Source organism: Rhodobaculum claviforme, assembly GCF_016653255.1.
GTDB lineage: Bacteria > Pseudomonadota > Alphaproteobacteria > Rhodobacterales > Rhodobacteraceae > Rhodobaculum > Rhodobaculum claviforme.
The window spans coordinates 1-6,863 of the sequence record NZ_NHSD01000173.1; the positions used below are offsets into that span (position 1 = coordinate 1).

The following is a 6,863-nucleotide window of genomic DNA, read 5'->3' on the forward strand; positions in this document are numbered from 1 at the left end:
GGGGGGCGGGGTCAGCCCGGCTCGGCGATGACGGGCTGGCGCTGCTGGCCGAGGCCCTCGATGCCAAGCTCCATCACGTCGCCCGGCACGAGGAAGCGCGGCGGCTTCATCCCCATGCCCACCCCCGGTGGCGTGCCGGTGGAGATCACGTCGCCCGGGTGCAGCGTCATGAACCGCGACAGATAGCTGACGAGATGCGCCACGCCATAGACCATGGTGGCGGTGGAGCCGTTCTGCATGACCGTGCCGTTGACCCGCAGCCACAGGGGCAGGGATTGCGGGTCGGGCACCGCGTCGCGGGTCACCAGCCAGGGGCCGAGGGGGCAGAAGCTGTCGTGGCTCTTGCCCTTGGTCCACTGCCCGGCGCGTTCGTTCTGGAAGGCGCGCTCGGACACGTCGTTCGCGATGGCGTATCCCGCGACATGGGCGAGGGCGCAGTCTTCCTCGACGTAGCGCGCGCGGGTGCCGATGATGATGGCCAGTTCCACCTCCCAGTCGGTCTTTGCCGCGTCGCGCGGGATCCGGACCGGGTCGTGGGGGCCGCTGATGGCCGAGGTCGCCTTGAGAAAGACCACCGGCTCGGGCGGGACCGGCATGCCGGCCTCGGCGGCGTGGTCGGCATAGTTCAGTCCGATGCAGATGATCTTGCCCACGCCGCCGACACAGGGGCCGAGCCGCGTGTCGGCGGGCACCTCGGGCAGGGTGGCCGGGTCAAGCGCGCGCAGCCGCGCAAGGCCCGCGTCCGACAGCGTGTCCCCGGCGATGTCGGGCACCACGCCGCCAAGGTCGCGCAGGCCCCCCGCGGCGTCGATCATCCCCGGCCGTTCGGCCCCCGCCTCGCCCCAGCGCAACAGTTTCATGGCTGCTCCCTCCCTCCGGTCCGGTGATCCGGGACGGCCCGGCCGCCCCGCTCCGGCTTAGGCCGCGATGCGCCGGGACGGAAGGGGGGATTGAAACGGCGCAGGGGGGCCACGCGCCTTGCGGCAGCGGTGGCTTTCGCCTATATCCTGCGCAGGTTTCAGCCGGGCCGCACCGGCCCGATCGGAGTTTCCATGGCAAGACGCACGAAGGTCTACGAGGGCAAGGCCAAGGTCCTCTATGAGGGGCCCGAGCCCGGCACTCTGGTGCAGTACTTCAAGGACGACGCCACCGCCTTCAACGCCGAGAAGCGTGCCGTGATCGACGGCAAGGGGGTGCTCAACAACCGGCTGAGCGAATTCTTCATGTCCGGGCTCAACGCCATCGGCGTGCCCACGCATTTCATCCGCCGCATCAACATGCGCGAACAACTCATCCGCGCGGTGGAGATCATCCCGCTGGAAGTGGTCGTGCGCAACGTCGCCGCCGGGTCGCTGTCCAAGCGGCTGGGGATCGAGGAGGGCACCGCCCTGCCGCGCCCCATCGTGGAGTTCTACTACAAGGACGACGCGCTGGGCGATCCGCTGGTGTCGGAGGAGCATGTCATCGCCTTCGGCTGGGCCAGCCAGCAGGACCTCGACGACATGGTGCAGCTGGCGCTGCGGGTGAACGACTTCCTGTCGGGCGTGATGCTGGGCGTCGGCATCAAGCTGGTGGACTTCAAGATCGAGATCGGCCGGATCTGGGAAAACGATTTCCAGCGCCTGATCATCGCCGACGAGATCAGCCCCGACAGCTGTCGGCTGTGGGACATGCGCACGGGCGAGAAGCTCGACAAGGACGTGTTCCGCCGCGACCTCGGCAACCTGGCCGATGCCTACACCGAAGTGGCCAAGCGCCTCGGCGTGCTGCCGTCCAACGGCAAGGTCATGACCCGGCCGACGCTGATCAACTGAGCCTGCCCCTGCGGACCGGGTCCGGGGCCGATGCCCCGGCCTCGGGGGTGGGCGCGACGGGGGCCGGGTCGGCCCTTGCCGAAGATCACCCGGCAGGATCCAGCGTGGCGAGGTGATGCATCATCGCCGGGCGCACGCTGTCGGCACCTGCGGCGCGCGCGTCCTCGATCACCGCGCGGGCGTCGCGCAGGTCCACCCGGCGCAGCAGGTGCTTGACCGGCCCCACCGAGGCCGGGCGCATCGACAGCGTGCGCATCCCGATGGCGGCAAGGCACAGCGCCTCCACCGGGCGGCCGGCGTCCTCGCCGCAGAACGACAGCGGGGTTCCGGCCTCTGCGCAGCGGCGCACGATGCCTTCGATGAAATCCAGATAGCTCAGCGACAGCGTGTCGTACCGCCGCCGCACCCGCTCGTTTTCGCGGTCGGCGGCAAAGAAGAACTGCTTCAGATCGTTGCCGCCGATGGACAGGAAGTCCACCGCCTCGAAGAACCGCCGCGGGGCGTGGGCCAGCGCGGGCGTCTCCAGCATCGCGCCGACCTCCACCCGCTTGGGCAGGACATGGCCGAGGCGCTCTTCGCGCTCGATCTCGCGCATCAGGTGGTCGCGGGCCTCCAGAAACTCGTCGAGGCGCGTGACGAAGGGAAACATCACCGTCAGCGGCCGGCCCCGGGTGGCGCGGATCAGCGCCTGAAGCTGCATCCGCATCACGCCGGGCCGGTCGAGGCCGACGCGGATCGCGCGCCAGCCCATCGCGGGGTTCGGCTCGTCGTGCGGCTTCATGTAGGGCAGCACCTTGTCGGAGCCGATGTCGAGGGTGCGGAACGTCACCCGCCGCCCGCGCGCCGCGTCCAGCACCCGGGCATAGATCGCCGCGAGTTCCCCGCGTCGGGGCATCTTGTTGCGCACCAGAAACTGCAGCTCGGTGCGGAACAGGCCCACGCCGTCGGCGCCCGATTCCTCCAGCGAGGGCAGGTCGGCCATCAGCCCCGCGTTCATCTGCAACCCGATCACGCTGCCGCAGCGGGTCCGCGCCGGGCGGTCGCGCAGGCTGGCATAGCGCTCCTGCGCCTTGGCCTGCATCGCCATCTTGTCACGAAAGGCGGTGGCGATGCTGTCCTCGGGGCGCAGGTGGACGGTCGCCTCGGTGCCGTCCACCAGGATGTGGTCGCCGTTCAGCGCCTCGTTGGTGATACGCGTGGCCGAGATCACCAGCGGGATCGCCAGCGCGCGGGCCACGATCGCCGCGTGGCTGCCGACCGAGCCCTCCTCCAGCACCACGGCGCGCAGCTTGCGGCCATAGTCCAGCAGTTCGGCCGGGCCGATGTTGCGCGCCACCAGAACCGGGCGGTCGGGCATGGTGGCACCTGTGTCCGCGCCCTGTCCGGTCAGGATGCGCAGCAGCCGGTTCGACAGGTCGTCCAGATCGTGCAGCCGTTCGCGCAGATACGGGTCGGGGACCTGTTCCAGCCGGGCGCGGGCCGAGGACTGTTCCTTCTCCACCGCGGCTTCGGCCGACAGCCCGCGCGCGATGTCCTCCTCCATCCGGCGCAGCCAGCCGCGCGAATGGGCGAACATGCGATAGGCATGCAGCACCTCGGCGTGGTCCTTGTCGGCGTCGGTGGCCATCGTCAGCATCTCGTCCACCGCGCCGCGCAGCTTCTCGACCCCGGCGCGCAGGCGGATGGTCTCGGCCTCCGGGTCGTCGGCGACGGGGTTGGTGATGACCACGCGCGGCTCGTGCAGCCAGACATGGCCCTCGGCCGCGCCCTCCTGGCCCGAGACGCCGCGGATCATCACCGGCTGCTGGTGCAGGCGGCGCAGGGCCGCACCCTCGCCGACAAAGGCGCCCAGCTCGGTCATCTCGGCGAGCACCATGGCCACGACCTCGAGGGCATAGACCTCGTCCTCGGAGTATTCGCGCGCCTCGCGCGATTGCACCACGAGCACGCCCAGCCGTTCGCCCAGCCGCTGGATCGGCACGCCGAGGAAGGCCGAGAACACCTCCTCGCCGGTTTCGGCCATGTAGCGGTAGCCCGGTTCGGCGGGCGCATTGCCGGTGTTGAGCGGGCGCGCGGTGCGCGCGACGCGGCCCACGAGGCCTTCGCCCAGCCGCAGGCGGGTCTGGTGCACGGCCTCGGCCTTCAGCCCTTCGGTGGCGCACAGCTCCAGCGTGGCGGGGTCGCGGAACAGATAGACCGAGCACACCTCGGTCCCCATGGACTCCGCGATCAGCCGGACGATGCGGTCCAGACGCTCCTGACCGGCGGCGGCGGCGCCGCCCGGTTCGGCCAGCGTGTCCCGCAGGCGCCGCAGCAGCTTGCGGCTTTCGGTCTCCATTCGGTCGGGCATGGCTGTGCGCGCCCCCCCGGGCTGGCGGGGCTCAGCCCGCCGCGTGCAACTCGAAGGCATCATGGAGCGCCTGCACGGCGAGTTCCATGTATTTCCGATCAATCAGGACGGAAATCTTGATCTCCGATGTGGTGATGACCTTGATGTTGACGCCTTCCTCGGCAAGCGTGCGGAACATGCGCGCGGCGACCCCGGCCTGGCTGCGCATCCCGATGCCGACGATGGAGACCTTGGCGACCTCGGTGTCGGCCACCAGCGCCTCAAAGGCGATGGCGCCGGCTTCCTGGGCTGCGCGCAAGGCACGCCCGGCGCGCGGCACCTGATCGACGGGGCAGGAGAACGTCATGTCCGTGCGCCCGTCCTCCGAGATGTTCTGCACGATCATGTCGACGTTGACATGCCCCTCGGCCAGCGGGCCGAAGATCGCGGCGGCGATGCCGGGGCGGTCCTGGACGCCCATCAGCGTCATCTTCGCCTCGTCGCGCGAATGCGCCACGCCGGCCACGACCCTGGATTCCATCAGCTCCTCCTCGGCGCAGACAATGGTGCCCGACGTATCGTCGGTGGGTTCGAACGACGACAGCACCCGAAGCGGAACGCCGTAGCGCATCGCCAGTTCCACGGATCGCGTCTGCAACACCTTGGCGCCGAGCGAGGCCAGCTCCAGCATCTCCTCGAACGCGATGCGGTCGAGCTTGCGCGCCCGGCGCGAGATGCGCGGGTCGGTGGTGTAGACGCCGTCGACGTCGGTGTAGATGTCGCAGCGGATCGCGCCGAAGGCGGCCGCAAAGGCCACGGCCGAGGTGTCCGAGCCGCCGCGCCCCAGCGTGGTGATCCGGCCCTCGGGCGAGATGCCCTGGAAGCCGGCGATGACGGCCACGCGCATGCCTTCCGCGAATTTCGCGTCGATGTTGGCACGCGGGATCTCCACGATGCGCGCGGCCCCGTGGGCAGAGGTGGTGCGCAGCGGCACCTGCCAGCCCTGCCAGCTGCGCGCCGGGATCTCCATCTGCTGCAAGGTCAGCGCCATCAGCCCGGCGGTGACGTTCTCGCCCGACGAGACCACCGCGTCGTATTCGCGCGCGTCATAGAACGGCGCGATGCCGGAGACCCAGTTCACCAGTTCATTGGTGCGACCGGCCATCGCCGAGACCACCACGATCACGTTGTGACCACGGCCAACCTCGGCCGCGACCTTGTCGGCGGCGGCGCGGATGCGCGCGGGGTCGGCCACCGAGGTGCCGCCGAATTTCATCACCAGAAGCGACATGCCCAGCAGCCTCCTGTCCCGCTGCGCCCCTTACGCCACGGGCTGTGTCCACGCAAGGCGCCTTCAGATCCCGAGCCGGTCGCGCAGGCTGTACCAGGTCATCGCCAGCACCAGCAGCGGCGTGCGCAGCGCCGGACCACCGGGGAAACGCGGCAGCGGCAGGCGGGCCATCAGATCGAAGCGCCCGGCCTGGCCCGCGACGGTTTCCGCCAGGATCTGCCCCGCCAGCGTGGCCATCGCCACCCCATGCCCGGAATACCCCGAGGCCGACAGCATGTTCGGCCCCGGCCGATAGAAGCACGGCATCCGGTTCATGGTGATCGCCAGCGTGCCGCCCCAGGCGTAATCGACCGGCACCCCGCGCAGCTGCGGAAACACCCCCTCCATGCAGGGGCGCACGACGGCCGCGATGTCGCGCGGAAAGCGGTAGCCGTAGGTTTCGCCGCCGCCGAACAGCAGGCGGTTGTCGTCCGACAGGCGGAAATAGTTCACCACGAACTTGCTGTCGGCCACGGCGACGGGGCGGGAGATGACCTCGGCCGCGCGGTCGCCCAGCGGCTCGGTCGCGACGATGAAGTTGTTGATCGGCATGACTCGGGCGGCGACCTGCGGCTCCAACCCCTCCAGATAGCCGTTGCACGCAAGGATCACGTGATCCGCGTCGACTCGGCCGGCATCGGTGGTGACGACGGCGCGGGGGCCGGGGGTGACGCGGGTGACGTGGGTGGTCTCATGGATGCGCACGCCGGCTGCGGCGGCGGCCTGCGCCAGGCCGATGGCAAAGTTCAGCGGATGGATGTGCCCCGCGCCATGGTCCAGCGTGCCGCCGTGGTATCCGGGCGCGCGCACGATCTCCTGCAGGGCGGCGCGGTCCAGCGGCTCCAGCTGGTCATAGCCGTAGTCGCGCGCCAGATGCTCGGCATAGGCATGCTCGGTCGGTACGTCGCGGGCGTGCCATTCGGCGTGCACGATGCCGGGGCGGAAGGGCGCGTCGATGCCGTGCCGGTCGATCAGCGCGCGCACCAGTGCCTTGGCGTCCTCGCCCATCGCCCAGAGCTTCTTCGCGTCGTCCAGCCCCAGCATCTTCTCCAGCGCCGTCTGCTCCATGCGCTGGCCCGATCCGACCTGCCCGCCGTTGCGTCCCGAGGCGCCGAAGCCCACCCGGTGCGCCTCCAGCAGCACCACTTCGAACCCGCGTTCGGCCAGGTGCAGCGCCGCCGACAGCCCGGTGAAGCCCGCGCCCACCACGCAGACATCGGCCCGCGTGGCCCCCTCCAGCGGGGCGAAGGGATCGATGGGGGTGGCGGTGGCGGCGTACCAGCTTTCGGGCCAGGCGCCGCGGGTGTCGTTGCCGAACAGCAGGCTCATGCGGAGGCCTTTCGCAGGCGCCATGGCATCCGCAGGGGGGCCGCAGGCGCGCGCCCCGGGG

At 70.4% G+C, this 6,863-nt stretch carries 5 protein-coding genes; 1 reads left to right on the forward strand and 4 read right to left on the reverse strand.

The features are described from left to right. Positions 1 to 11: 11 nt before the first annotated feature. The gene (locus CCR87_RS05685; RefSeq protein WP_201156596.1) at positions 12 to 860 is read right to left on the reverse strand and encodes a fumarylacetoacetate hydrolase family protein; all 849 of its coding nucleotides are present in this window, start codon (positions 858 to 860) and stop codon (positions 12 to 14) included. Positions 861 to 1,052: 192 nt separating this feature from the next. On the opposite strand from CCR87_RS05685, the gene purC reads away from it, so the two are divergent. Continuing rightward, entirely contained in the window at positions 1,053 to 1,814 is a 762-nt protein-coding gene (gene purC / locus CCR87_RS05690) for a phosphoribosylaminoimidazolesuccinocarboxamide synthase (protein WP_201156597.1), read from the forward strand. Positions 1,815 to 1,899: 85 nt separating this feature from the next. Here the strand turns inward: purC and ptsP are convergent, their stop codons facing one another. From ptsP to CCR87_RS05705, 3 genes are all read right to left on the reverse strand, one after another. Continuing rightward, positions 1,900 to 4,164: a phosphoenolpyruvate--protein phosphotransferase gene (gene ptsP, locus CCR87_RS05695; protein ID WP_201156598.1), complete on the reverse strand. Its 2,265-nt coding sequence runs from the start codon at positions 4,162 to 4,164 to the stop codon at positions 1,900 to 1,902. A 31-nt stretch (positions 4,165 to 4,195) separates the two neighbouring features. Continuing rightward, a complete protein-coding gene (locus CCR87_RS05700) occupies positions 4,196 to 5,434 on the reverse strand; it encodes an aspartate kinase (RefSeq protein WP_201156599.1) in 1,239 nt (412 codons plus the stop codon). Positions 5,435 to 5,497: 63 nt separating this feature from the next. Then, complete coding sequence (locus CCR87_RS05705) at positions 5,498 to 6,802, reverse strand: NAD(P)/FAD-dependent oxidoreductase (protein WP_201156600.1); 1,305 nt, start codon at positions 6,800 to 6,802, stop codon at positions 5,498 to 5,500. Between the last annotated feature and the right edge of the window lie 61 nt (positions 6,803 to 6,863).

Excerpts from the sequence above, each read along its gene's own strand:
- CCR87_RS05705 (WP_201156600.1), bottom strand. The coding sequence starts at position 6,802 with ATGAGCCTGCTGTTCGGCAACGACACCCGCGGCGCCTGGCCCGAAAGC.
- ptsP (WP_201156598.1), bottom strand. The coding sequence starts at position 4,164 with ATGCCCGACCGAATGGAGACCGAAAGCCGCAAGCTGCTGCGGCGCCTG.
- purC (WP_201156597.1), top strand. The coding sequence starts at position 1,053 with ATGGCAAGACGCACGAAGGTCTACGAGGGCAAGGCCAAGGTCCTCTAT.
- CCR87_RS05685 (WP_201156596.1), bottom strand. The coding sequence starts at position 860 with ATGAAACTGTTGCGCTGGGGCGAGGCGGGGGCCGAACGGCCGGGGATG.
- CCR87_RS05700 (WP_201156599.1), bottom strand. The coding sequence starts at position 5,434 with ATGTCGCTTCTGGTGATGAAATTCGGCGGCACCTCGGTGGCCGACCCC.